Here is a 23,216-nt window from a genome sequence, read left to right as displayed (position 1 = left end):
ACGAACTCGGCCCGTTCTTGCCCGATCCCATCACCTGCATGTGCTCAGCGTGAAGCAAGTCCGTCCTCACAGGTTCATCCATCCGCTATCCACACCACCGCAAAGTTTACGACAGAAGAGCTGCTGCGCCGTAGTGGCCACACTACTTTTCGCTCCCACCCAGCAAGAGCTCTCTTATCAACTCATCTTCGCTTGGCAGCTTTCCTCTTTGCAAGATAGCTATATAGGCTTTGCAGAGCAGTTCCCAACTATCCGACCAGGCAGCAAGATTTTTAGGCGTATGCTCTATTAGGCTGCCCCCATGAGCAACTTTCGATCGTACGTTATACGCCTTCTTTGTACGGTTGAAGAAGTCAAGTTTGCTGGCTTGCACTCCCTGAAGCTGAGTGAGATATAGCGCAAGCCTGAAGGATACCTCGGAGTGCACGGACGGAAATAATGACTCCATCCCAGTCCACATCTGCAGAATTCCTTGACCTAAGTTCGATATTTGCGGAGCAGATATTATAGTGTCTTCAATTACTTGCAGATGCGGCTGTCTGGCCACCATCTGAAGCCATTTGTCGGCTTCGTCGTCTGCTTGCCTGACGAGATCGATAGAGATTTTTCGACTTGAGTTTGTGATTAGATGCCCGCCGCCGATTCCGTTATTTTCCCACACTTCTACGGAATCGATGTTTTCTCGAACTTCTTTCGCACGATCATATCTAGGATCTTCCGGCTTGTCTGCCATCGACCTGAATGCCGAGAAGTCATTTATGCTGCACGTAGAGACAACCGGCACCGGAAAGGGATTTACATTCTTAGCGTACAAGGAAGCCGCTACTGCCTTAACCCTTCTCTTGGCTTCTTCTAGGTCGCCTGCTTCTACAGCTAATTCGAGATTGCAGGACTTGGCATACATGTCTATCATTTGATATGGCAGGTGAAGGCGGTTCTTAGTTTGCAGGAAAGCCCAATCCCATATGCCAACCTCCCACGCCCTAGGAACTATGACACAATTCCTTCCACCCCCAGTTTCATCCGTCTTTTCCGGGAGAACGTTGAGCGCCATAAAGAAGAACTTCCGTGCCATCTTGGACGCCTACCTAAATTTTCTATGACCAGATCCACACTTAATACGCAATACGGTTCGCCTTAATGCTAAACCTTAAGGCTTCTGGCCTTATCTAGGGACACCCTCCTTATAGCATGTCCTGTCCTGACTGCGTATGCGTATCTTCCGTGTTATTTCCTCGTGCGGAGCAGGAACGTGGCAGTTAGGCGTCGGTAGGTTGTAGGCGCCTTCGGCCCGGTTCACAAGGCGCGTAGGCGGTGCTGGTCGCGACCGGCCGGAGAGCCGCAGCGCGGCCAGCGACCGCCTGACGCGTGGCAGGCCGCCGCAGGCGGGCTGCCTTGATGACGAGAAGATAAGTTGCTTTCTGGGCTGCCCGTAGCTGTGACTGTAGGTGTCTGTGAGCTATTTGGGGTAGCGCTGAGCGGTGGTCCAGATGCGGTTCATGCTGCTGAGGTAGGTGACGGCTGGTCCTCGGTCGTCGGCGTGCGATAGGTGCATGACGGGGGCGTTGGCTGCTGGTGTGCCGTAGGCGTGGGTGTTGACGAGAAGGTCATCGTCGGCACGGTAGATGGAGTTGTAGAGCACGGTCCGGTGGAGGCGGATCTCGACGCCTTGGACACCACGCAGCGACCTATACAGCATGAGCGCGTTCCTGACCCTCGCTGTCATGACCTCGGCTCCGATCCCCTCATCGACTCCGCGCGCGGCCACCTCGTGGCCTTCGGGGTCACCGAGAAGGATGCGCACCGTGACGCCGGCCTTGGCGCGGTCGGCGAGGATGTCGAGGATGCCTCGGTCTTCAGCGAGGAACAGCGCGCTGTAGGCCAGGATGCCGATCTCCTGTCGGGCTCCGCCGAGCAGGTTGCGCCACATCGTCTGTGGGACGGCCCAGCGGTGTGGGTAGATCGCTTGTACGCCGTCGGCGAGTGCCTGGTGTCGTGGTGCGAGTTCGGGCCATAGCTCAGCTTCGTCGACGTGGAGCAGGTCGGCGACGGCCCACCGGTGGCGCGGATAGGGGATGCGTCCTTGGAGCCATCGGCTGACGGTTTTGGGGTCGACGGCCAGGGCTGCGGCGATGTCGGTGGTGTTGAGGCGGGCGGCGGCCAGTGCGTAGCGGAGGTTGTCGTTCATGTGACCGGCCTGTTCCTCTCGCGCGTTGACCCTTGTGCTGCGACGTTAACATCAGACGTCCCTAGACGTCCCCAAGTTGTGGTGTTCCCGCCCCCGGCCGTGGGGCGACGCTCGACGCACACAACGACCGGGCATGAATGTCAGGGAGGACCAGGATGCAGGCAAGCCAGACCGTCAAGGAGCAGCAACGGGCCTACACCGAGCGGCTGCTGGCCGCGCTGGGCGAGCAGCTGAACGCGCGCGATATCTCGGCGGTGCTCATCGGCACCCAGGACGGCCGTCCGGCACTGGATGTGATCGACGACCGGTGCCGGATGCGGCGGGTGTTCGTGCACCTGTCGTTCTGCTGGTTCTACTGGGGCGACCAGGACGACGAGCGGGTGTCGTTCCTGCAGATGGCCGTCGCGGTGGACCGGATCGAGCAGGCTGCCCGCGACGGCTGGCACGACGGCGAGCAGGGCGAGCTCAGCATCAACCTGGACAAGATTCTCGATGCCTACCGCGGCTGAGACGATGGCCGAGCGCCGATGGCTGACCGGCGGGCGCGCCTACCCCCAGATCGCCGGCCGCATCCGCGACCAGATCCACACGGGCCAGTTTCCGCCCGGTACGGTTCTGCCCTCTGAGGCGGAGTTGTGCCGGACGTTCGGCGTGGCCCGCAACACGGTCCGGCGCGGCCTGGCGATTCTGGAGAATGAAGGGCTCGTGGTCACCGTTCCGTCCAAGGGCCGCGTGGTCGCCGGAGAAGCCGGAACCACCTTGTACCGCTACGAGGAGATCGCCGCGACCCTGCGCGAGCAGATCCAGTGCGAAGACCTCGCTCCTGGCGCGGCGTTGCCGAGCGAGGCCGAGCTACGCCGCCGCTTCACAGCGTCGCGCAACACCGTGCGGCAGGCCCTGGCCGTCCTGGAGCACGAGGGGTTGATCGTGGCCGAGCATGGCCGGGGGCGTTTCGTCCGGGATTGACGGAGAGACGTCCTGGGACGTCTCTCCTCGCCCTCTGGATGCGAGGGCAGGCTTGCTGCCTATTGTGAACCACGTGGGACATGTTGAGTGGGCGTACGACCTGGCCAAGGATCTGCTGAAGACAGAACTGCCCCGGCGCTGGGCACACACCCAGGGGGTAGCCGACCAGGCCGAGACCCTGACCCCGATCCTCGGCGCGGACACCGACACCCTGATCGCCGCGTGCCTGCTGCATGACATCGGGTACGCCCCGGACTTGGTCGACACCGGTATGCATCAGCTCGACGGCGCCCGCTACCTACGCGACGTCGCCCAGGCCGATGAGCGGCTGTGCCGCCTGGTGGCCTACCACTCCTGCGCGGACAACGAAGCTCGACAACGGGACCTGTTCGACGTCCTGGCCAAGGAGTTCGACCAGGAACGCCCCGACCTCGCTCGGGCGTTGACGTACTGCGACATGACCACCGGCCCGGACGGCCGGCACCTGGACGTCCGCGACCGACTGGCGGAGATCCACTCCCGCTACGGCCCCGAGCATGTGGTCAGCCGGTCCATCACCGACGCCACGCCCTGCATCGTGTCCTCGGTGCGGGCAATGGAGGCCGCGCTATCCGATGTACGGCAGACCGGTGCCGGATAGGTAGTGCTCGATCCGCATCCGCATCGACGCGGCCATCGGCAGCGACAGAACCTCATCCCGTGGCACCCACCGCACCTCAAGAGACTCCGCGCTGATGGCCGGAGCGCCGGATATCGCGCGGCCGGTGAGCACGATGGAGAACTCCTGCCGGGCCTCGCCGTTGCTGGTGTAGAGGATCACGTGTCCGGGGTCGGTGTAGGTGCCGACCAGGCCGTTGATCTCACACAGGATGCCGGTCTCCTCCAGCGTCTCCCGTACGCCCGCCTGCGGCAGCGACTCCCCCAGATCGATCGCCCCACCGGGCAACGCCCAGTTGTCGTTGTCGGAGCGCTGGATCATCAGTAGCTCGCCGCGCTCGTTGGTGACCACGACGTTCACCGACGGGACCAGGCTGTTGGCCTTGGGCGCGTTCGGGTCATGATCGAAGTCGATTCGTCGTGCCATGCCTTCAGGACTCCACCGGGGTCGCCTGCGCCCACACTTTCTCGAAGCTCTCAGCGTATGTGGCGACCATGTCGCCGCCGGCCACCCGCCGCAGGTGCAGGACCGGCGCGTTCCCGGCGCGGGTGCCGTACACGTGCATGTTGATCAGGAATTCGTCATCGGCGCGGTAGATCGAGTTGTACAACACCGTGCGGTGCAACCGGATCTCGACGTTCTCCAGTCCGGTGATCGGCCGGTACAGCACCAGGGCGTTGCGGATCTGCGCGGCCAAGCCGTCGCCGCTCTCCTCGTCGGCGCCGCGCTGAGCGACCTCGGCGCTGTCGGGGTCTCCCAGCAGGATGCGGACCCGCACACCGGCCCGTGCCTTGTCGCCGAACAGTCGCACCATGCCGCCGTCGTCGGCGAGAAACAACCCGCTGTAGACCAGGACACCGATCTCTTCGGACGCCGCGCCGAACAGTCGTCCCCAGATGTCCCGAGGTACCGCCCACCGGTGCGGATGGATCGCAATGACCTCGCTCTGCGAGGCCGCCGTCACCTGCTGCGGGGTGAGCGCGTCCGGCCACAGGTATGTCTCGTCCACGCCCAGGTACGAAGCGGTGGCAAAGCGGTGTTTTCGGTACGGCTCGCGTCCCTTGGTGACCCACCGCTCAACTGTCTTGGGGTCCACCTCGATCGCCTCGGCCAGATCGGCGATGGACACGCCTTTCTGTAGCAGGGCCGCGCGTAGCCGTTCGTTCGCCATCTCACCCGCTCCGAGGGACGTCCAAGGACCTGGCCATCGTAGGCCGGACGTCTTGAACATGTCCCGTCGTGTAGTGATCTCGTCCTAACCCTCCGCAGCATTCTCGGTTCGCAAGCAAGAACAACCGACCGAGAGGAGTGGTGATCACATGACCGAGGAGATCTACCCAGAGCCCACCTGCGCCTGCACCGCACGCCTGGAGCAGGGACAGACGCGCTGCCGTAAGTGCCTGGCCCGTGAGCGCTGGATCAAGAAGCAGGCGGCCAAGCGCAACCGCGACGGCCAGCGTCGGAGTGAGACCCGTCGTCCCCCGCGCGCGCCTCGCGGCCTGGCCGTGGCGGGAGTGATCTGGTCATGACCACGATCCCGCTGATCATGGCCGGAGTGCTCGGCGTCGCGCTGCTGGTCGGGTACGTGACAGTCCTGGTCGGCATCCGCCGTGAGGACAAGGCGCTCAGCCTGCGCCGCAACCCGTCGGGGGCGTCGGCGTCGCTGGCGCGGAAGGTTACCGGCTGCTACGTCCGGAACGGGGTGTCGTGGACGTAGCCAACTGCTCCTCGACCTTCGCCAGACGTACCGACAGGTCGTGCACGGTGGCACGCAGATCGGCCAGCTCGTCGCCAGCAACCTGGACCGGCGGGGTCTCGTCGGCGTCGCGGACGAACACGCCCTTGCCCTGCTGGCCGATCACCAGGCCCTCGGTGCGCAGGACGCCGACGGCCAGCTTCACCACCGACAGCGACGCGCCGTACTGCTCGGCGAGTTTGGCCGTGGACGGCAGCGGAGCTCCGGGCGCGAGGGAGCCGCCGCGGATCTGCGCGCGGAGATCGTCGGCGATCTGCAGGTAGCCCGGCCGGCCGGTGTTCTTGACCATCGCTCTCAATCTCACCACGAAAGTTCGACCAAGCCAACCGAGAGAACATTGACAACCAAGCCAACTAGGTTAACTATGTTTGTTACGACGAAAGAGGAGGTCACAGCCCATGCGTTCCGTCCCCATCCCCGTGGATGTCAGCAAGCTCGCCATCACCTGCGTCAAGGCCCCGCGCCCGCGCGTCCTCAACCGCGACACCGGCGAGATCAAGACCGACAAGAACGGCAACACCGTCTACGAAGTCACCGTCTCAGTAGAAGACGAGTTCGGCCGGATCGAACTCGTCAAGATCGGCACCACCGGAGAACCGCCCATCACCACCGGCGACCAGGTCACCGCCGTCGGCCTACTCGGCTACGTGTGGGAGATCTCCGGCCGGTGGGGCATCGCCTACCGCGCCACCGCCCTCCTCCCTCTGCGGGAGGCCGCCGATGCGTGACGCGCTCCTGCTGCTCGCAGCCCTCGCCGTCACGGCGGCGGGGCTGTGGGCCTGGCGCCGCTTCCACTACCCCTCCTTCTGGCTCACGCTCGGCTTCCCGCTCACCGCTGTCTCGGTCCGGGCGTCCTGGCGGCGGGTCGCGCTCGGCTGCGCCCTGACCAAGAAGCGGCAGCGCTGGTGGTTCACGCTCACGCCGGGCGCGGTGGCCTCCACTGGGCTGGTGAAGGTTCGCCGCCGCTTTCAGCGGGTGGCCGTCGACACCAAGCCGTTCATGTGGCTGCCCAAGCCGACCCGGCACGGCTGGCGCGTCACCCTGTGGACGCTGGAAGGCCAGACACCCGGCGACTACGCCGACGCCGCCGAACGCCTGGCCCACTCCTGGGGCGTCCACGCGATCCGCGTCTCCTCACCCCGGCCCGGCCGCGTCGTGCTGATGGCGACCATGCGCGACCCGCTGGTCAAGGTCGACCAGCTCCCACCCTCACCTGAACTGCTCAAGGTGACGGTCGGGCAGTTGGAGACCGGCAAACCGTGGGTGATCGACTTCCGGACGGTGCCGCACTGGCTCAACGCCGGAGCCACCCAGTCCGGCAAGTCGAACCTGGCCAACGCGCTCATCGTCGGCCTGGCCCCGCAGCCGGTCGCTTTGGTGGGCTTCGACCTTAAGGGCGGTGTCGAGTTCACGCCGTATGCGCCGCGTCTGTCGGCGCTGGCTACCTCGCGCGCCGAGTCCGTCGGCCTGCTGGCCGATCTGGTCGGGCTGATGATCGACCGGATGGGCTTGTGCCGCCAGGCGTCTGCCCGCAACATCTGGCAACTGCCGCCCGCCATCCGGCCCGTGCCGGTCGTGGTCCTGGTGGACGAGCTGGCCGAGCTCTACCTGATGGCCGACAAGAGCGAGAAAGACGAGATCACCAAGACCTCGACGGCGCTGCTGCGGGTGGCGCAGCTCGGGCGGGCGTTCGGCATCTACCTGTTCTGCTGCGGCCAACGGATCGGCTCCGACCTCGGGCCTGGCGTGACCGCGCTGCGGGCGCAGTGCTCGGGCCGGATCTGCCACCGGGTCAACGATCCCGAGACCGCGACCATGACGCTCGGTGACCTCGATCCTGCCGCGCTCGTCTCTGCCCGCGCCATCGCCGCCGAGACACCCGGCGTCGCGATCGTCGCCTCGCAGGACGGCCAGTGGTACCGCGCCCGCTCCTTCTACGTCACCGAGCACACCGCCGAACAAGCAGCTCAAGCGAATGCTCACCTCGCCCCGCCCTGGGACGAGATCACCACCCACCTGCCCAACCCCGTCAACGCCTGACCTGAGAAAGGGGGTGCAACGATGCGACGTCTGGCCTGCCGACTGCTCGACACCGGCCCGGTCCTCGTCCTGGCCGTCATCGCGGGCGCCGGATCGTTCACCCACATCCGCGACACCGCCACCGAGCACGGCCAAACCGGCTGGATGTCCTGGGCCGTGGCCGTCTGCATCGACCTCACCTGCGTCATGGCCGCCCGCGAACGCCAACGCGACAAGAAGACCGGCAAAGGCCGGCACGGCCCGCTCTCCTGGCCGGTCCTCGTCCTGACCGGCGGCATCGTCCTGTCCCTGGCCGCCAACCTCGCCCAAGCCGCCCCAACCGTGTGGGGCTGGATCACCGCCGCTACACCGGCCGCCGCGTTCCTCATCGCCGTCTCGATGCTGGAACGCCGCGCCACCCATCCCGAACCGCCTCCAGCACCGGCGGCCTCGTCTACGCCCGTCCTGGCCTCGTCGCCGGTCGCCGAACTCGTCCGCCAGGACGTAAACGACTCCCAGGACGACGGCCTGGCCCCGGCGCTCGTCGACTACGCCCGCCGCGTCGCCGACGACCACCACACCAAACACGGCAAGCCCATCACCGGCGACGCCCTCCGCGCCCACCTGGGCGTGTCCAGCCAACTCGCCGCCGACCTGCTGCGCACCCTGCGCACCGCCTAACCCAGAAGGGAGACCACCGATGACCCACGACCACCGCACCGCCCTCATCAACGGCCTGCTAGAGCTGGCCGCGTTCCTGAAGGCCCACCCCGACATACCGGTCCCCAAGACCGGGATCGTGCACCACTTTCCCCACCAGGCCACCGACTCCGAAAAGTGCGCCGAGATCGACCAGATCGCCGCCCGCGTCGGCTCGACCATCGACGCCGACGACATCCCGCACGGCCACTACACCACCTCGCGCTTCTTCGGCCCCGTCGAATACCGCGCCGTGGCCATCCTTGCCCCGGCCCGCGCCCGCCACGAGGCCGAGACCAGCTATCGCGGCTGCATCGACCCCGACCCAACGCCCGCCACCTGACCAGGAGAACCACTCATGCGCATCCGCATCGACGGCACCCGCGCCGAAATCGTCGACGCCCTGTTCCGCCTGCGCCTGCACTTCACCGTCTACGCCGTCTCCCGCGCTTACCCCGACCGCGCCCGCCCCCACCACTGGCGCGTGTACCTGACCACCCGCGCACCCGAAAGGAGGTAACCCGTGACCGATGACCTGACGGTGATCCGTTACCGGTGCTGCACCTGCGGCGGCACCGGCCTGCACTCCGAAGGCGACCGGTGCGCCGACTGCGACGGCACCGGCATCGACAACCACGGCGCATAAGCGCAGCGCCCCCGGCCTGGCCGCACATCCGCCAAGACACACGCCAGGTCGGGGGCCATCCCCATCACCCGAACGAGTGAGAGGAGGACTCCATCTTGCCCACAACTCCTGCCAACGCGCACGCCATCACCGGCATGATCAAGCGCCTCAACCGGGCCGACTACGACCGCTGGGCATCCCAGATCCGCGCAACCGGCGGCTGCCGCCAACCCATCCACCTACGCGGCAAAGTCGACCACTACGACCAAGCCACCGGCCAACTCCTGCACCGCTACACCACCAACCACGAACCCGACGGCATCCTGCGCGTGCCCTGCAAGACCCGCCGCGCCTCCCGCTGCCCCGCCTGCGCCGAGACCTACCGCGCCGACACCTACCACCTCATCCGCGCGGGGCTGATCGGCGGCAAGGGCGTGCCGGAGACCGTCACCGGACATCCGACCCTGTTCGTCACCCTGACCGCCCCGTCCTTCGGCACCGTCCACACCCGCCGAGAGCACAACGGCAAGGTGCAGCCCTGCCACGCCCGCCGCAACGCCGAACCCTGCCCGCACGGCCGTGTCATGTCCTGCACCGAACGGCACAGCGCCGACGACCCGCGCCTCGGCGAACCGCTCTGCCCCGACTGCTACGACTACACCGGCTCCGTCCTGTTCAACGCCCTCGCGCCGCTGCTGTGGAAACGCTTCGCCGACTCCGTCCGCCGCCACCTGGCCAAGACCGGCGGCCTGGCCCTCAAGGAGCTGCGCCACCACCTGACGCTCTCCTTCGCCAAGGTCGCCGAATACCAGCGGCGCGGCGTCGTCCACTTCCACGCCGTCATCCGCCTCGACGGACCCGACGGACCCGCCACCACTCCACCGGCCTGGGCCACCGCCGACGCCCTCACCCAAGCCGTCCAGCACGCCGCCCACGCGGTCACCGCCACCGCACCCGCGTACGAAGACCGGCCAGAGCGCGCCCTGCGCTGGGGAGCGCAGCTCGACATCCGGCCCATCACCCTGAACGGCGACCTCACCGAACAAGCCGTGGCCGGCTACATCGCCAAGTACGCCACCAAAGCCGCCGAATGCGTCGGCACCCTCGACCGCCGCATCAACCCCCTCGACAATCTCGACGCCTTCAACCTCCGAGACCATGCCCGACGCCTCATCACCACTTGCATGCACCTCGGCGCCCTCTACGAGCTGGCCGACCTCCGCCTCGCCGACTGGGCCCACATGCTCGGATTCCGCGGCCACTTCTCCACCCGCTCCCGCCGCTACTCCACCACCCTCGGCGAACTCCGAGCAGCCCGAGAACACCACGCCCGCGATAACGACATCACCACCGGCCGCCTCCCCCTCTTCGACGAAGACACCGTCCTCGTCATCAGCGAATGGGAGTACGCAGGCAAAGGCCACTCCCTCGGGGACGCGCTCCTCGCCGCCGCTCTCACCGGGACCGTTCCTCCGCGAGCGCTGGAGGTGGGCACTTGATCACCAGAATCGGCGAAGACCGGATGTGGGACGTACATCGGCTCTCCGACTTCCTGGGCGTGCCGGTTGCCACGATCTACCAATGGCGCTACCTCGGCAAAGGGCCGCGAGGCTGCAAGATCGGGCGTCACGTGCGCTACTTCGCGGAGGACGTCTACGCCTGGGTGCGTGAGCAGTCATGACGGTCTACGACAGGTGGCACAAGTCCAGGCCGCGCCCCGGAGACTCCAAGTGTCCCGAGCACAAGCGCGTACCCTCGTCTGATCACGGCAAAGGCGAGCGCTGGCAGGTCCGCTGGCGCGATGACGGCGGCGAGCAGCGGAAAAGGAACTTCGACAAGCGAGCGGCGGCCGATGCCTTCGACGCGAAGATCAAGAACGAGCTCGCCATCGGCACGTACGTCGACCCGAGCGCGGGCAAGGTCCTCTTCCGTCAGCGAGCGGACGAATGGCTGAGATCGGCTCCGTTCGATGAAGCTGTGCACGATCAGGTCGCCATGCGGCTGCGCAACCACGTCTACCCGGTGCTCGGGAATCGCGAGATGCGAGTCCTCGCGAACCGGCCTTCCATGATCCAGGCTTGGGTGAGGGGCCTGCAGAACGAGCTTGCGCCCTCGTACATCAAGGTCCTGCTCGCGCACGTCTCGGCTGTCTTCTCTGCGGCGGTGGACGACGGCTTGGTGGCCAAGAACCCGTGCAAGGCGTCCGTAGTGAGGCCGCCCATGATCTCGCACGAGAGAGTGAAGCCCTGGACCTACGGCATGGTGGCGGCCATGCGGGCTGCCCTCGGACCTCGCTACGCCGCCGTGGTCGACGTCGGCGCAGGTCTCGGGCTACGCCACGGTGAGATCATCGGCCTGGCCCTGGATGACGTGGATTTCGCGCGTCGTGTCGTCCAGGTCCGACGACAGGTGAAGCTCATCCGTGGCCGACGGATCTTCGCCCCTCCCAAGGGCGGCAAGACGCGGGATGTGCCGCTGCCGGACTCGGTGGCACATCGGCTCTCCCAGCACCTCGCCGCCTATCCGGCCGTGGAGGTCGCGTTGCCCTGGCTGGCGCTGGCCGGCAAGCCGGTCACGCACCGGCTGATCTTCTCTTCACCGAACGGAAACGCGATTCACTGCACGTACTTCAACCAGGGCCAGTGGCGGTTGGCCCTGGTGCGTGCAGGGATCATCCCCGCTCCGCCCAAGGGTGAGATGCCAGAGTCCCACCGCGAGCACGGCATACATGCCCTCCGCCACTTCTACGCCTCCGTCCTGCTCGACGGCGGCGAGAACATCAAGGCACTGAGCCAGTACCTCGGGCATCACGACCCCGGATTCACCCTGCGCACGTACACGCACCTCATGCCGTCCAGCGAGGACCGCACCCGCAAGGCCGTGGACCACATGTTCCAGCAGAGTGCCCCGGATGTGCCCTCTACCAGCTAGAACAAGGCCGAACCGCAGGTCAGCGCATCACACGCTGACTACCAGCACTACTGGACGGTCCCGGCCGGCACGCCGTACACCCTGCGGTCCACGGCGGAAGGCTTCGACGACACGCGTTCCGGCGTCGCGCGCTGCGGCCTGGCCGCCGACGCGCCCCAGCTGAACTCGACCGCCGTGCTCCGCACCAGCACCACCATCAGAGGGCTCAACGGCACCAATGGCCGCTACGACGGCACCGTCCGATCGGTGCGGATCCCCGGCATGGCCGTCACCGGGAACGGCACCGTCATCGCCGTGGCCGACGCGCGCGTCGACGGCTCCTACGACCTCGGCGGCGGCACCAACAACATCCAGATCGTGCTCATGCGCAGCACCGACCACGGCCTCACCTGGGAGCAGCCGCGCGTCATCCACCACGCCGCCACGACGTCCCAGGGCGTCGGGGACCCGAGCGTGCTCGTCGACCGCTCGACCGGAGAGGTCTTCGTCTTCTACACCTACTCGCCGCGGCCGGGCATCAGCTTCTGGTCGGGCGGGTCCGGCTCCAACGCCGCCAACGACCCCGACAGCCTGCACATCCAGTACATCAAGAGCACCGACCACGGCCTCACCTGGAGCGCCCCGGTCGAGCTCAACCCGTCGGTGAAGGACCCGGGCTGGCGGCAGCTCTTCGCGTCGTCCGGGCACGGCATCCAGACCAGCTCCGGCCGGCTGATCCAGCCGATCGTCTACCGCGACGCCGCCGGGACCAGCCACGCCGCCAACATCTACAGCGACGACCACGGCCGGACCTGGCAGCGCGGCTCGTCGGCGAGCGGCAACGTCAACGAGAGCAAGGCCGTGGAGCGCAGCGGCGGCGCCGTGGCGCAGAACATGCGGCACAACGGCGTCCGCTCCCGCTTCCTGGCCACCTCGGCCGACGGCGGCCGGACCTTCGGCGCCGCCGCCGCCAGCCCGGTACTGACCGATCCCCTGTGCAACGCCGACGAGCTGTCCTACCTCACCCCCGGGCAGCGCGGCTCGAACGGCGCGCCGATCCGCACCGCCACGGTCCTGTACAGCGGCAACGGCCACCCGACCGCGCGCAACGACCTCACCGTCCGGCTCTCCACCGACGACGGGACCACCTGGCCCGCCAGGGCGCTGGTCAAACCCGGCGCGGCGGGCTACTCGACCATGGCCGTGCTCGCCAACGGCCAGGTCGGCGTCCTCTACGAGATCGGCGACACCGGCGGCATCGTCTTCGCCCGGTTCACCCCCGTCTGGCTGAGGGCCGCCTGACCCACCGACCACGGACCCGCCGGCCTGCGAACGGCCGGCGGGCCCCGGGCCACCGGCGGACGTACCACGCCATCATGCGTCTATGGCGGGTCGGGCCAGAGGTAGCGGACGGCCGCCAGTGCGGCCAGGCCGCCCGCGAGGTTCATGGCCAGCCGGGCGACGGACGCGGTCCACGGCTCCGGGTGGCTGAAGTCGGCCAGCAGCAGCACCGTGACCGGCATCCAGAACGACCAGTAGACGTAGTTGGCCGCCCGGTAGGCGTGCGCCAGCGTGCCGGCCGCGCCCACGCACAGGGCGGTGACCAGGGTGGACGGACGGCAGAGCAGGATCAGCGCCGCCAGCGCGCTGCCGGCCAGGCCGCCCAGCATCCGCTTGACGTAGCGGGAGCCGGTGGCTTCCGGTGTGGGCCGCAGGGTGACGAGGATCGCGGTGACCAGCCAGTGGCCCTCGGCGACGCGCAGCCCGAGCAGAACCGTGATCGACATGGAGACGGCGACCAGCACGCCGAGCCGGGCGGCGTGCCGGGCGCGGCGGGCGAGACTCAGCTCGGACGGCGGGACCGTGGCCGACAGCCGGCCCAGGGGCAGGACGACGAGGGCCGCCCAGGCCGCCCCGGCGAGCTGGGCCAGGCCGGGCACGCCGATGCCGGGGTCGTCCATGATGGCCATGAGCAGAGCTCCGAGCGCGGCCGTCGTGCCCAGGAGCGGCCAGAAGCTCCCGGCGACGGCCGCCGCCGTCACGCCGGCCGCCAGCAGCCAGGGCTGCCCGGCGACGAGCCAGACGAACACGCCCGCCGCGGTGACCGCCGCCCCGCGCACGAGCATGACCAGGGACAGCGGCTGGGGCGCCGGGTACAGCATGAGCGTGGCCGCCAGCGTCACCGCCGCGCCCAGCGAGGTCCGGTGCAGCGCGGCCCCGGCGAGCAGCGGCACCACGATCAGCACGCCCGCCGCCAGCCCGGCCGGGAAGTCCGGCTTGCCTTGCGGCCGCAGCAGGTCCCACACCTGCTCGGCCCAGCGGCCGGCCGTGCTCAGGGTTTGCGCCTGTCGGGCGCCGGGGTTCCGGTGATCATCCGCCTGGCGACGTCCCACAGGCGTTCCAGCGCCGCGATGACCGGCGGGGACTCCGGCCCGAGCAGCCTCGCCCAGGCGCCGGCGCGGTTCGGCAGCGTGCTGGCCCCGCCCGTGAGCCCGCTGCCCGCCACCGCCCCGTGCAGCGCGTCGGCCAGCTCGGCGGCGTCCACCGCGGACGTGATCACGTACAGGGTGGACAGCACGCCGTAGCCGCCGAACATGGCCGGGCCGGTGACCGGCGCCCGTCCGGGGACGAGCCTGATCGGGTCGGCGAACAGCAGCTCGCCGTCCGGGCCGCACACCTCCAGGTCGCTGCAGCAGGCGTCGTACGCGTGCCGTTCGCCCCTGGCCAGCCGCCCGGCCAGCATCGTCTCGCCGAGGATCACGGTGGCGGTGGGGTCGGCCGTCACCCTGATCCGCTGATAGAAGCGCGAGCCGGTGAACGGGATGACCGGGTCCGGCAGGTACTCGACGTAGCCGCCCGGCCCCGCCGTGATGGTGACGAGCTGGCTGGCGTAGTCCTGCTCCATCCGGTAGATCTTCGTGGCGGCCTGCGTCGTCACGTGCGTCGACGCCCCGGCGCCGCAGGCGAGGTCGATCCGGTAGCGGTCGCCCTGCAGCACTCCCCCGCCCGTGGACATGACGATCACGTACGGCAGGTCAGGCCGGTCGGGGTCGTAGTAGAGCGGCCGCATGATCTGCAGCGGCGCCTTCTGGTAGTGGCCGGTCAGCTCCGAACGGCCGCCCCGCCGCTCGAAGGCCAGGTCGAGCACGCCGACCTTGCCCGGACTGCCGACCGGCAGCGTGTGCGGCACCTCGGCGTGCCGCGCCACGTCCTCCGGGATCGAGGTGATCGTGTAGTGCGAGGCCGCCAGCCGGTCTACGCGCTCGGCGACCATACCGGCCTGCGGCTGGCGATGAAGTCCGCGACCTCCGCCACGCCCGTGCCCTCCAGCGAGTCGGTGAGGATCACCGGGCGCCCGTCACGGACCCGGCGCGCGTCGCGGGTCATCACCTCCAGGTCGGCGCGCACGTACGGGGCGATGTCGATCTTGTTGATGACGAGCAGGTCGGAGTCGGTGATGCCCGGCCCGCGCTTGCGCGGCATCTTGTCGCCCTCGCCGGTGTCCAGGACGAACACGTACACGTCGGCCAGGACCGGGCTGAAGGTGAGCGTGAGGTTGTCGCCGCCGCTCTCGTACAGCAGCGTGTCGATGTCGCCGAAGCGGCGCAGCATCTCGGTCCCGGCGGCCAGGTTCATCGTGGGGTCGTCGCGGACGGCGGTGTGCGGGCAGGAGCCGGTCTCCACGCCCACGATGCGCGCCGGGTCGAGCACGCCGTCGAGGGTGCGCTTGACGTGGTCGGCGTCCTCCATGGTGTAGATGTCGTTGGTGATGACGCCGACGCTGTGTCCCCGCCCGATCAGGATGGGGACCAGCGCCTCGATCAGGGCCGTCTTGCCGGAGCCGACGGGCCCGCCGATGCCGACCTTGAGAACGCCTTCCAGCTCGCGGGGCGTGTCGTGGTCCAGGTGATGGTGGTGGTGGGTGTGCATGGCGTACCCCCTTTCAGGTGGTGAAGAGCCGGGCTTCCGCCCGCTCGTGGACGGCGCTCATGGCGTCCGCGACCGGGGTGGCGGCGTGCAGGTCGAGGGGGCCGCGGGCGGCCAGCGCGTGCGCGGCGGCCAGCCCGATCGCGCCCCCCGCGCCGTACAGCGTGGCCTGCGCCCGCCGGAAGTCGAGCCTGCCGAGCCGGACGGCGGCGCTGACCCAGCTCGCGGCGAACGCGTACAGGTCGCCGATCACCGCGTCGTCCACCGGGACGCCGAGCCCGGCGTAGGCGGCGCCCAGGACGACGGCGTGGTTGCCCGGCGTGGTCCCGGCCTCGACCAGCTCGGTGAGCCGGGCGAGCTCCGGGGTGGCGAAGACCAGGGTCGCGGTGCGGAGCACCTGGTTGCCGGTCCTGGTGGCGGCGGCGCGGATCTCCCGGTTGAGCTTGATCGCGTGCAGCCGCCGGTCCGTCTCCACGACCGCGTCCCAGTCGCCCGCCGTCACCGCCCGGTGGATGAGCACCAGGGCGGTGGCGTCGCCCGGCCCCGCCGCGTGCAGCAGCACGTCCTCCAGCAGCGCGCCGACGTCGACCGGCCCGGCCTGCGTGTACGCCTCCAGCCCGTGGGAGAGCGTGTAGAGGCCGCCGGGAAAGGCCGAGTCGGTCAGCTGAAGCTGGGCGAGCAGGGTCATGCCAGGAAGAACAGGTGGTTGAGCGGCAGTTCCTGGGCCGGCGCGATGGTGGCGTGCTCGCCGTCGACGGTGACCTTGTACGTCTCCGGGTCCACGGTGATCGTGGGCAGCGCCGAGTTGCGCACCATGTGCCGCTTGTCGACCGTACGGGTGTGGCGGACCTTGGCGATCAGCCGTTGCAGGCCGAGGCGTTCCGCCACCCCGGCGGCGATGGCGGCGTCGGGCAGGAAGGTCACGTTGCTCTTGCGCTGCGCCATGCCCATCGCGCCGAACGACGGCCGGTAGTAGACCGGCTGCGGCGTGGGCAGCGAGGCGTTCGGGTCGCCCATCTGCCCCCAGTTGATCATGCCGCCCTTGATCACCAGGGACGGCTTGGCGCCGAAGGAGTGGAACGGCCAGAGCACGATGTCGGCCAGCTTGCCGTCCTCCAGCGAGCCGACCGTCTCGGCGATGCCGGTGGTCCTGGCCGGGTTGATGGTCAGCTTGGCCAGGTAGCGCAGCACCCGGAAGTTGTCGTTGCGCTCGGAGTCCTCCGGCAGCTTGCCGCGCTGGTCCTTGTTGTGGTGCGCGGTCTGGAAGGCCCGGGTGAAGGTCTCCCCGATCCGGCCCATCGCCTGGGAGTCGGAGGAGAACATGCTGATCACGCCCATGTCCTGGAGGACCGTCTCGGCGGCGATGGTCTCGGCCCGCACCCGGCTGTCGGCGAACGACACGTCCTCAGGGATGTCGTGGCTGAGGTGGTGGCAGACCATCACCATGTCGAGCAGCTCGTCCACCGAGTTGATCGTGTACGGCAGCGTCGGGTTCGTCGAGGAGGGCAGCGCGTTGGCCTCGCCGGCGATGCGGATCAGGTCCGGCGCGTGCCCGCCGCCCGCGCCCTCGGTGTGGAAGGTGTGGATGGCGCGGCCGTTGATGGCGCTGATCGTGTCCTCGATGTAACCGGCCTCGTTGAGGCTGTCGGAGTGCAGCGCCACCTGGACGTCGTACTCGTCGGCCACCCGCAGCGCGCAGTCCACGACGGCCGGGGTGGAGCCCCAGTCCTCGTGCACCTTCAGCACGCACGCCCCGGCCTTGATCTGCTCGACCAGCGAGGCGGGCAGGCTCGAGTTGCCCTTGGCCATGAGGCCGATGTTCACCGGCAGCGCCTCGACGGCCTGGAGCATCCGGCCGATGTTCCACGGGCCGGGCGTGCAGGTCGTGCCGCGGGTGCCGTCGGTGGGGCCGGTGCCGCCGCCGATGAGCGTGGTGATGCCGTTGGTGAGCGCGGCCTGGGCCTGCTGGGGGGTGATCAGGTGGACGTGCGGGTCGATGGCGCCCGGCGTGGCGATGAGGTGCTCGCCGGCCAGCACCTCCGTGCCCGCGCCGATGACCAGCCTGCGGTCCACGCCGTTCTGGGTGTGCGGGTTGCCGGCCTTGCCGATGCCGACGATCCTGCCCTCCTTGATGCCGATGTCGCCCTTGACGACGCCGAGGATCGGGTCGAGCACGACCGCGTTGGTGATCACCAGGTCGAGCGCGATCGTGGCGTTCTGGGAGAGCGGATCCGCCGACATGCCGTCGCGGGCGGTCTTGCCGCCGCCGTAGACGGCCTCGTCGCCGTAGTAGCCGGCCGTGTGGTCCTTCTCGATCTCGATCACCAGGTTGGTGTCGGCCAGCCGGACCCTGTCGCCCACCGTCGGGCCGAACATGGATCCGTACTGCTTGCGGCTCATCGTGGCCATGTGTCAGCCCTTCTTCCCGGCTTGCGGCTTCTTCCCTGCGGACGGCTTCTTGCCGGAGGGAGGCTTCTTCGCCGCCTTGCCGGCCCCGACCGGCTTGGCGGCGCCCTTCGGACGGATCTCGGCCGACGGCTCCGGCTCGTCGGTGTAGCCGAGCTCGGCCAGCCGCCGCAGCGCGTGGGTCCGGGCGTCCCTGGCCTTGATGCCGCCGTTGAGCAGGCCGGCGAAGCCGACGATGCGCATCCCGCCGCCGTACTGGACCAGGTTGACCTGATGGGTGTCGCCCGGCTCGATGCGGACCGCGGTGCCCGCCGGGATGTCGAGGTGCATGCCGTACGCCTTCTCGCGGTCGAAGCTGAGCGCCCGGTTGGCCTCGAAGAAGTGGAAGTGCGACCCGACCTGGACGGCCCGGTCCCCGGTGTTGCGCACGGTAAGCGTGACCGTGGCCCGGCCGGTGTTGATCTCGATGGGGTCGTCGGCGTAGACGACCCTGTCCGTGTCCGTCATGACGAACCGGTCCCTTCTGGTCGGGCGGCGGTCAGCCGCCGATCGGGTCGTGGCAGGAAACGAGCTTGGAGCCGTCCTTGAACGACGCCTCGACCTGCATCAGCTTGAGCATTTCGCGCACTCCCGGCATGACGTCGCCGGCGCCGAGCACGTTCTTGCCGAGCTCCATGCACTCGGCGACGGTCTTGCCCTCGCGGGCCGCTTCCAGGACGGCGGCGCTGATCAGGGCCACCGCCTCGCTGTAGTTCAGCTTGAGACCGCGATCCCGCCGTTTGGCCGCCAGGTCGGCGACCACGTAGATCAACAGTTTGTCCATCTCGCGAGGGGCGAGGTTCATCAGCTCTCCTTAGGTAGGACTGCGCCGCAGGCCGGAGAACGCCGGCACTGCCGCCAGGAAGATCCAGGTGACGATGACGAAAGGCCAGGTCAGGGTGTGTCCGCCGACGGGCTTGAAGAAGTCGGTGACGAACGCCGTGAGCACGGTCGCCGCTACCGCCCCGGCCACCGCGTACAGCACGCCGAGCCGGGACAGGACGACGAACGTGCCGGTCAGGGCGATGCCGGTGAGCACCGCGTTGTAGCCGTACAGTCCGGCGCCGATGTCGGCGGCGGGCGCGCCGAGCACGATCGCCACCACGATGCCGACGGCGCTGGCGAGGAGCGCGGACAGGGCCACGAGCCGGCCGGCGAACGCCAGGCCGATCAGGAAGATGAGCCCGACGTACCACTTGCTCTGGAAGAACACCTGGCCGACCCCGTTGAACAGGCCCTGCCACAGGTCGGTGAACGTCAGCTCGCGCCCGGGATAGGCGGCCGACGGCGGCGGCGCCATGCTGCGCCCCCTCCAGATCCGCTCGAAGGCCGGGGCGCCGATCACCATGATCGTGGTGACCGCGCAGAACGGCGCGGTGAAGGTCGGCAGGTTGTACGGGCCGAGCAGCGCGACGAGCGCCGAGGTCAGCACGCTTCCCATGATCGCGCCGATGATCACCAGCAGCACGGTCACCCAGCGGACGTCGAAGTACAGCACCAGCGCGACGCCGATCAGCGTCCCGTTGAAGCCCTCCAGCCCGCCGGTCACCCGATCGGACGAAACGCCGAGCACCACGGCGGTGAGCGTGGCGACGGCGGCGCCGAGCAGGCCGAAGACCCCGAACTGCCAGCCGCCGACGAACAGCGCGACGATGAAGCACAGAGCCGTCCGGTAATCGACCTGGAAATCGACCTGGCTGACACCGCGGACTATCGCGGGCGGCAGCTCGGAAGCCTTGACGTTCAATGCCCGCCCCTGTTCTCCGGTTCCAAAGATTCAACGAGCCGCAGCATTCCCAGGCGCGTACCCGCTAAAGCGCAAATGCCATTAGTTGGACAATCATCAGAAAATGCCACCTAACTCTTTAACCGCGATCAACCCGCGACGGCTCTGCCGAGCAGATAGCAGAGGCTCACCGCGACGAGACCCGCCACGACGTTCATGCCGATGTTGATCAGCCCCTTGCCGGTCGAGCCGGACGAGAGCAGCTTGTACGTGTCGGTGCTGAACGTGCTGAACGTGGTGAGCGCACCGCAGAAGCCGGTGCCGATCAGCGACAGCACGGCGTGAGGCAGCGCGTCGACCGAGGAGAGCCCCATCAGGAAGCCGAGGATGGCCGAGCCGATGACGTTGACGGTCAGCGTCCCCCACGGCAGGGCCGACCCGAACCTCCTCTTGACGGAGGAGTCGACCAGGTAGCGGGTCGGCGCGCCGACCAGGCCGCCGATGAAGACGGCGAGGACCGTGATCATTTCCGGCTCCCTCCCAGCGTGATGCCGGCCCAGACGGCCAGGAGTCCCAGCCCGACGCTGAGCACGAGGTAGACGGCGGCCCAGCCGGGCGAGCCGCCCACGGTCAGCTCCCTGACCCCGTCGACGAAGTGCGAGAACGTGGTGAAGCCGCCCAGGAAGCCGGTGCCGAGCAGCATCTTCACCGGCTGGCGGTGCAGCGGGTGGCGGGTCAGCTCACCGGTGAGCAGGCCCATCAGCAGGCAGCCCACGGTGTTGACGATCAGCGTCGGCCAGGGCAGCGGGTGGGAGGCGCCCAGCAGCGCCTCGGTGAGCAGGTACCGGGCGACCGCGCCGAAGCCGCCGCCGACCGCGACGAACACCAGGGCGCGCCCCACGCGCGGGGCGTCGGCCATCATTCCTCCTTGCCGAGTTGCATGTCGGAGCCGGCGAGCTGCTCGGCCTCGGTTTCCCGCATGCGCAGGAACCGGTCCACGACCTTGCCGATCACCCAGGTGACGACGAAGGAGTAGATGGCCACCGCGATGACCGCGACGATCTGCTTGAGCAGCAGCGTGATCGATCCCCCGTACAGCAGGCCCTTGGTGGTGCTGGCGGTGGCGCCGGTGGCGAACAGGCCGATGAGGACGGTGCCGACGACGCCGCCCGCGCCGTGCACGCCCACCACGTCGAGGGTGTCGTCGTAGCCGAGGACGAGCTTCCAGGTCACGGCGAACGACACCACGACGGCGGCGACGATGCCGATGACCAGCGCGCCCTCGACGTTGACGAAGGCGCAGGACGGGGTGATGGCGACGAGCCCCGCGAGCGCGCCGGTGGCGGAGCCGAGCCGGGTGAAGTGCCGGTACTGGAACCACTCGATGACCAGCCAGGTGAGCATGCCGGCGGCTCCGGCGATCATGGTGCTCAGGAACGCGGTGACCGCGGTCCTGCCGTCGGCCATGGCCGAGCCGGCGTTGAAGCCGAACCAGCCGAACCAGAGCAGGGCGAGACCCAGCATGACCAGGGGGATGTTGCTCGGCTGGGGCGGCTCCTTCCTGCGGAACCTGACGCCCGGGCCGAGCGCGATGGCGAGGGCCAGCCCCGCCATGCCGGAGTTCAGCTCGACGACCAGTCCGCCGGCGAAGTCGAGCACCCCCCACTTGTTGATCCACCCGGCCGGGTCGAACACCCAGTGCGCGATCGGGAAGTACACCAGCGTCACCCAGACGACGGAGAACACCACCCACGGCCCGAGCCGCGTCCGGCCGGCGACGGACCCGCTGATCAGCGCGACGGTGATGATCGCGAAGGTGAGCTGGAAGAGCGCGAAGGCGTACGTGGGCACCCGGCCGTGCAGCATGCCGGGCGCGATGTCGGAGAACCGCAGGTCACCGAAGCCGATCAGCCCCACGCCGCCCACGTCGGGGCCGAACACCAGCCCGTAGCCGTAGGCGAACCACACGATCGTCACCAGCGAGATCGAGACGAAGCTCATGAAGATGATGCTCAGGACGTTCTGCGCGCGGACCATGCCCCCGTAGAAGAAGGCGAGTCCGGGGGTCATGAGCAGCACCATGGCGGTGCTGACGAGTACCCAGGCGGAGTCTCCGGTGTTCAGACCTGGCGGCATCGCTCGACCTCGTTTCTTTTCCTGCTTCTCCAGGAGTGATCAGAGAAGTGCGGATCAAAACCGAGGATGGGGGCGCTTTTGCCATTCCCTTTCGAAATTAGACTCGCTATCAGGAACCCGAAAAATCGGGATAAATACGGGAATTTGACGCTCCGGATGATCTTCGGCGGCGGCGAGTGCATACTTTTCCACACTCCTGCCGTTGAACTCGGCGGCGCGGCCGGCCGTACCAAGCCACAGAGAACAGCGAAAGGGTCAAGATGCACAAGCGCACCCTCGTGGCTCCCGGCCTGGCCGCCGCCACTGCTCTGATCGCCACCTCGCTCAGCCCGGTCTCGGCGCAGGCCACCACCCCCGTCTACCTGGCGGCGGCGCTCAAAGGCGCCAACGAGGTACCCGCCAAGGGAGGGAAGGCCGGCGATCCCGACGGCAACGCCCTCGCCGTGTTCAGGATCCATGGTCAGCGCGTCGACTACGCCATCAGATGGCACGGCGTGGCCGCGCCCAGCGGGTTCCACATCCACCGGGGCCAGAAGGGACAGAACGGCCCGGTCACGGTGCCGTTCTTCGGCCAGGCGCTGCCCGCCACGCTGCACGCCGTCAAGGGCACCGTCCGGGTGAAGGATCTCGGGCTGCTGCGCCGTATCATCACCAACCCCGGCAACTGGTACGCCAACCTGCACAACGCCCAGTTCGCCGCCGGAGCCGTACGGGCGCAGCTGTACCGGATCCATCCGGTGGAGCTGGAGTCGGTGCTCTCGCACGGGTTCGGCAAGACGCTCACCACCCAGGCGAACGGCCGCCAGGAGGTGCCGGCGCCCGGCACGAAGGCCGGCGACCGCGACGGGCGCGCCGGATGGCTGGTGCAGCCGGAGGGGAAGCGCGTCTGGTTCGCCACCGCGTGGAAGCGGATCGGCGCACCGGTCGCCGCGCACATCCACCGCGCCCCGAAGGGCAGGAACGGCCCCGTGGTGGTGCCCTTCTTCGCCGCCGAGAAGGGCCTGCCGGCGGGCGTCAACGGCGTCGCGGGCAGCGTGCCCACTCCGGCGGCGACGAGCCGCCGCATCTGGAACAACCCGAAGAACTGGTACGTCAACCTGCACAACAAGCAGTTCCCCGGCGGCGCCGTCCGCGGCCAGCTCTACCGCGGCGACTGGTGAC

At 68.3% G+C, this 23,216-nt stretch carries 33 protein-coding genes; 16 read left to right on the top strand and 17 right to left on the bottom strand.

The window, feature by feature from the left end; genetic code table 11:
- Positions 1-142: 142 nt before the first annotated feature.
- Together ACZ6YG_RS18660 and ACZ6YG_RS18655 are read right to left on the bottom strand one after the other, a co-directional pair.
- Positions 143-1,075 (bottom strand): hypothetical protein, encoded by a 933-nt coding sequence (locus tag ACZ6YG_RS18660; protein ID WP_466018684.1) that lies wholly within the window; start codon positions 1,073-1,075, stop codon positions 143-145.
- A gap of 384 nt (positions 1,076-1,459) precedes the next feature.
- The gene (locus ACZ6YG_RS18655; protein ID WP_466018683.1) at positions 1,460-2,188 is read right to left on the bottom strand and encodes an XRE family transcriptional regulator; all 729 of its coding nucleotides are present in this window, start codon (positions 2,186-2,188) and stop codon (positions 1,460-1,462) included.
- A gap of 155 nt (positions 2,189-2,343) precedes the next feature.
- Between ACZ6YG_RS18655 and ACZ6YG_RS18650 the strand changes: the two genes are divergently transcribed.
- The 3 genes from ACZ6YG_RS18650 to ACZ6YG_RS18640 all read left to right on the top strand — a co-directional run bounded on the left by ACZ6YG_RS18650 (position 2,344) and on the right by ACZ6YG_RS18640 (position 3,794).
- A complete protein-coding gene (locus ACZ6YG_RS18650; protein ID WP_466018682.1) occupies positions 2,344-2,697 on the top strand; it encodes a hypothetical protein in 354 nt (117 codons plus the stop codon).
- 4 nt (positions 2,698-2,701) lie between these two features.
- Positions 2,702-3,154 carry a winged helix-turn-helix domain-containing protein gene (locus ACZ6YG_RS18645; protein ID WP_466018681.1) on the top strand — a complete coding sequence of 151 codons (453 nt, stop codon included), beginning with the start codon at positions 2,702-2,704 and terminating at the stop codon, positions 3,152-3,154.
- A 73-nt stretch (positions 3,155-3,227) separates the two neighbouring features.
- Complete coding sequence (locus tag ACZ6YG_RS18640) at positions 3,228-3,794, top strand: HD domain-containing protein (RefSeq protein ID WP_466018680.1); 567 nt, start codon at positions 3,228-3,230, stop codon at positions 3,792-3,794.
- On the opposite strand, the gene ACZ6YG_RS18635 is transcribed toward ACZ6YG_RS18640, so the two are convergent.
- Entirely contained in the window at positions 3,762-4,238 is a 477-nt protein-coding gene (locus ACZ6YG_RS18635; protein WP_466018679.1) for an NUDIX hydrolase, read from the bottom strand. The two genes, ACZ6YG_RS18640 and ACZ6YG_RS18635, sit on opposite strands and share 33 nt — an antisense overlap.
- Positions 4,239-4,242: 4 nt before the next feature.
- A complete protein-coding gene (locus ACZ6YG_RS18630; protein ID WP_466018678.1) occupies positions 4,243-4,983 on the bottom strand; it encodes a helix-turn-helix domain-containing protein in 741 nt (246 codons plus the stop codon).
- A 148-nt stretch (positions 4,984-5,131) separates the two neighbouring features.
- On the opposite strand from ACZ6YG_RS18630, the gene ACZ6YG_RS18625 reads away from it, so the two are divergent.
- Together ACZ6YG_RS18625 and ACZ6YG_RS18620 are read left to right on the top strand one after the other, a co-directional pair.
- Positions 5,132-5,341 carry a hypothetical protein gene (locus ACZ6YG_RS18625; protein ID WP_466018677.1) on the top strand — a complete coding sequence of 70 codons (210 nt, stop codon included), beginning with the start codon at positions 5,132-5,134 and terminating at the stop codon, positions 5,339-5,341.
- On the top strand, positions 5,338-5,529 hold the full coding sequence (locus ACZ6YG_RS18620; RefSeq protein ID WP_466018676.1) for a hypothetical protein: 192 nt from the start codon (positions 5,338-5,340) through the stop codon (positions 5,527-5,529). The genes ACZ6YG_RS18625 and ACZ6YG_RS18620 overlap by 4 nt, the downstream gene beginning before the upstream one ends.
- Here ACZ6YG_RS18620 and ACZ6YG_RS18615 read toward each other — a convergent pair.
- The gene (locus ACZ6YG_RS18615) at positions 5,489-5,857 is read right to left on the bottom strand and encodes a GntR family transcriptional regulator (RefSeq protein ID WP_466018675.1); all 369 of its coding nucleotides are present in this window, start codon (positions 5,855-5,857) and stop codon (positions 5,489-5,491) included. The genes ACZ6YG_RS18620 and ACZ6YG_RS18615 overlap by 41 nt on opposite strands.
- A gap of 109 nt (positions 5,858-5,966) precedes the next feature.
- On the opposite strand from ACZ6YG_RS18615, the gene ACZ6YG_RS18610 reads away from it, so the two are divergent.
- From ACZ6YG_RS18610 to ACZ6YG_RS18570, 9 genes are all read left to right on the top strand, one after another.
- A complete protein-coding gene (locus tag ACZ6YG_RS18610; protein ID WP_466018674.1) occupies positions 5,967-6,296 on the top strand; it encodes an SCO3933 family regulatory protein in 330 nt (109 codons plus the stop codon).
- Complete coding sequence (locus ACZ6YG_RS18605; RefSeq protein WP_466018673.1) at positions 6,289-7,608, top strand: FtsK/SpoIIIE domain-containing protein; 1,320 nt, start codon at positions 6,289-6,291, stop codon at positions 7,606-7,608. Before ACZ6YG_RS18610 ends, ACZ6YG_RS18605 begins: the two co-directional genes overlap by 8 nt.
- A 21-nt stretch (positions 7,609-7,629) precedes the next feature.
- Positions 7,630-8,268 (top strand): DUF2637 domain-containing protein, encoded by a 639-nt coding sequence (locus ACZ6YG_RS18600; RefSeq protein ID WP_466018672.1) that lies wholly within the window; start codon positions 7,630-7,632, stop codon positions 8,266-8,268.
- Between the two features lie 19 nt (positions 8,269-8,287).
- Positions 8,288-8,629: a hypothetical protein gene (locus ACZ6YG_RS18595; RefSeq protein WP_466018671.1), complete on the top strand. Its 342-nt coding sequence runs from the start codon at positions 8,288-8,290 to the stop codon at positions 8,627-8,629.
- A 15-nt stretch (positions 8,630-8,644) separates the two neighbouring features.
- Complete coding sequence (locus ACZ6YG_RS18590; protein WP_466018670.1) at positions 8,645-8,806, top strand: hypothetical protein; 162 nt, start codon at positions 8,645-8,647, stop codon at positions 8,804-8,806.
- A gap of 3 nt (positions 8,807-8,809) precedes the next feature.
- Positions 8,810-8,932 (top strand): hypothetical protein, encoded by a 123-nt coding sequence (locus ACZ6YG_RS18585; RefSeq protein WP_466018669.1) that lies wholly within the window; start codon positions 8,810-8,812, stop codon positions 8,930-8,932.
- 134 nt (positions 8,933-9,066) lie between these two features.
- On the top strand, positions 9,067-10,410 hold the full coding sequence (locus tag ACZ6YG_RS18580; RefSeq protein WP_466018747.1) for a replication initiator: 1,344 nt from the start codon (positions 9,067-9,069) through the stop codon (positions 10,408-10,410).
- On the top strand, positions 10,407-10,592 hold the full coding sequence (locus ACZ6YG_RS18575; protein WP_466018668.1) for a helix-turn-helix transcriptional regulator: 186 nt from the start codon (positions 10,407-10,409) through the stop codon (positions 10,590-10,592). The genes ACZ6YG_RS18580 and ACZ6YG_RS18575 overlap by 4 nt, the downstream gene beginning before the upstream one ends.
- Complete coding sequence (locus tag ACZ6YG_RS18570) at positions 10,589-11,842, top strand: tyrosine-type recombinase/integrase (RefSeq protein WP_466018667.1); 1,254 nt, start codon at positions 10,589-10,591, stop codon at positions 11,840-11,842. Before ACZ6YG_RS18575 ends, ACZ6YG_RS18570 begins: the two co-directional genes overlap by 4 nt.
- 47 nt (positions 11,843-11,889) lie before the next feature.
- On the opposite strand, the gene ACZ6YG_RS18565 is transcribed toward ACZ6YG_RS18570, so the two are convergent.
- Positions 11,890-12,027 carry a hypothetical protein gene (locus ACZ6YG_RS18565; protein WP_466018666.1) on the bottom strand — a complete coding sequence of 46 codons (138 nt, stop codon included), beginning with the start codon at positions 12,025-12,027 and terminating at the stop codon, positions 11,890-11,892.
- On the opposite strand from ACZ6YG_RS18565, the gene ACZ6YG_RS18560 reads away from it, so the two are divergent.
- Complete coding sequence (locus ACZ6YG_RS18560; protein ID WP_466018665.1) at positions 12,017-13,123, top strand: sialidase family protein; 1,107 nt, start codon at positions 12,017-12,019, stop codon at positions 13,121-13,123. The genes ACZ6YG_RS18565 and ACZ6YG_RS18560 overlap by 11 nt on opposite strands.
- An 80-nt stretch (positions 13,124-13,203) precedes the next feature.
- Here the strand turns inward: ACZ6YG_RS18560 and ACZ6YG_RS18555 are convergent, their stop codons facing one another.
- From ACZ6YG_RS18555 to ACZ6YG_RS18505, 11 genes are all read right to left on the bottom strand, one after another.
- Positions 13,204-14,214 carry an FUSC family protein gene (locus tag ACZ6YG_RS18555; RefSeq protein WP_466018664.1) on the bottom strand — a complete coding sequence of 337 codons (1,011 nt, stop codon included), beginning with the start codon at positions 14,212-14,214 and terminating at the stop codon, positions 13,204-13,206.
- Positions 14,154-15,095 (bottom strand): urease accessory protein UreD, encoded by a 942-nt coding sequence (locus ACZ6YG_RS18550; RefSeq protein WP_466018663.1) that lies wholly within the window; start codon positions 15,093-15,095, stop codon positions 14,154-14,156. Before ACZ6YG_RS18550 ends, ACZ6YG_RS18555 begins: the two co-directional genes overlap by 61 nt.
- Positions 15,077-15,751, bottom strand: a complete 675-nt coding sequence (gene ureG / locus ACZ6YG_RS18545; protein WP_219543884.1) for an urease accessory protein UreG — start codon at positions 15,749-15,751, stop codon at positions 15,077-15,079. Before ureG ends, ACZ6YG_RS18550 begins: the two co-directional genes overlap by 19 nt.
- A gap of 13 nt (positions 15,752-15,764) precedes the next feature.
- Positions 15,765-16,436, bottom strand: a complete 672-nt coding sequence (locus ACZ6YG_RS18540; RefSeq protein WP_466018662.1) for an urease accessory protein UreF — start codon at positions 16,434-16,436, stop codon at positions 15,765-15,767.
- The gene (ureC, locus tag ACZ6YG_RS18535; protein ID WP_466018661.1) at positions 16,433-18,157 is read right to left on the bottom strand and encodes an urease subunit alpha; all 1,725 of its coding nucleotides are present in this window, start codon (positions 18,155-18,157) and stop codon (positions 16,433-16,435) included. The genes ACZ6YG_RS18540 and ureC overlap by 4 nt, the downstream gene beginning before the upstream one ends.
- 3 nt (positions 18,158-18,160) lie before the next feature.
- On the bottom strand, positions 18,161-18,661 hold the full coding sequence (locus ACZ6YG_RS18530) for an urease subunit beta (protein ID WP_219543881.1): 501 nt from the start codon (positions 18,659-18,661) through the stop codon (positions 18,161-18,163).
- A gap of 31 nt (positions 18,662-18,692) precedes the next feature.
- Complete coding sequence (locus ACZ6YG_RS18525; protein WP_219543880.1) at positions 18,693-18,998, bottom strand: urease subunit gamma; 306 nt, start codon at positions 18,996-18,998, stop codon at positions 18,693-18,695.
- Between the two features lie 9 nt (positions 18,999-19,007).
- Positions 19,008-19,940: an urea transporter gene (locus tag ACZ6YG_RS18520; RefSeq protein WP_364231397.1), complete on the bottom strand. Its 933-nt coding sequence runs from the start codon at positions 19,938-19,940 to the stop codon at positions 19,008-19,010.
- A gap of 128 nt (positions 19,941-20,068) precedes the next feature.
- Positions 20,069-20,446, bottom strand: coding sequence for a fluoride efflux transporter CrcB (gene crcB / locus ACZ6YG_RS18515; protein ID WP_271278020.1), 378 nt, complete (start codon positions 20,444-20,446; stop codon positions 20,069-20,071).
- Positions 20,443-20,841, bottom strand: coding sequence for a fluoride efflux transporter CrcB (gene crcB, locus ACZ6YG_RS18510; protein WP_219543877.1), 399 nt, complete (start codon positions 20,839-20,841; stop codon positions 20,443-20,445). Before crcB (ACZ6YG_RS18510) ends, crcB (ACZ6YG_RS18515) begins: the two co-directional genes overlap by 4 nt.
- On the bottom strand, positions 20,838-22,055 hold the full coding sequence (locus ACZ6YG_RS18505; RefSeq protein ID WP_219543876.1) for an ammonium transporter: 1,218 nt from the start codon (positions 22,053-22,055) through the stop codon (positions 20,838-20,840). The genes crcB (ACZ6YG_RS18510) and ACZ6YG_RS18505 overlap by 4 nt, the downstream gene beginning before the upstream one ends.
- 260 nt (positions 22,056-22,315) lie before the next feature.
- Between ACZ6YG_RS18505 and ACZ6YG_RS18500 the strand changes: the two genes are divergently transcribed.
- On the top strand, positions 22,316-23,215 hold the full coding sequence (locus ACZ6YG_RS18500; RefSeq protein ID WP_466018660.1) for a CHRD domain-containing protein: 900 nt from the start codon (positions 22,316-22,318) through the stop codon (positions 23,213-23,215).
- Position 23,216 lies beyond the last annotated feature (1 nt).

It is taken from the genome of Nonomuraea sp. NPDC054003, from assembly GCF_055585125.1.
Note: the sequence above shows the minus strand (reverse complement) of the source record. Positions and strands in the feature narration are given on the sequence as shown.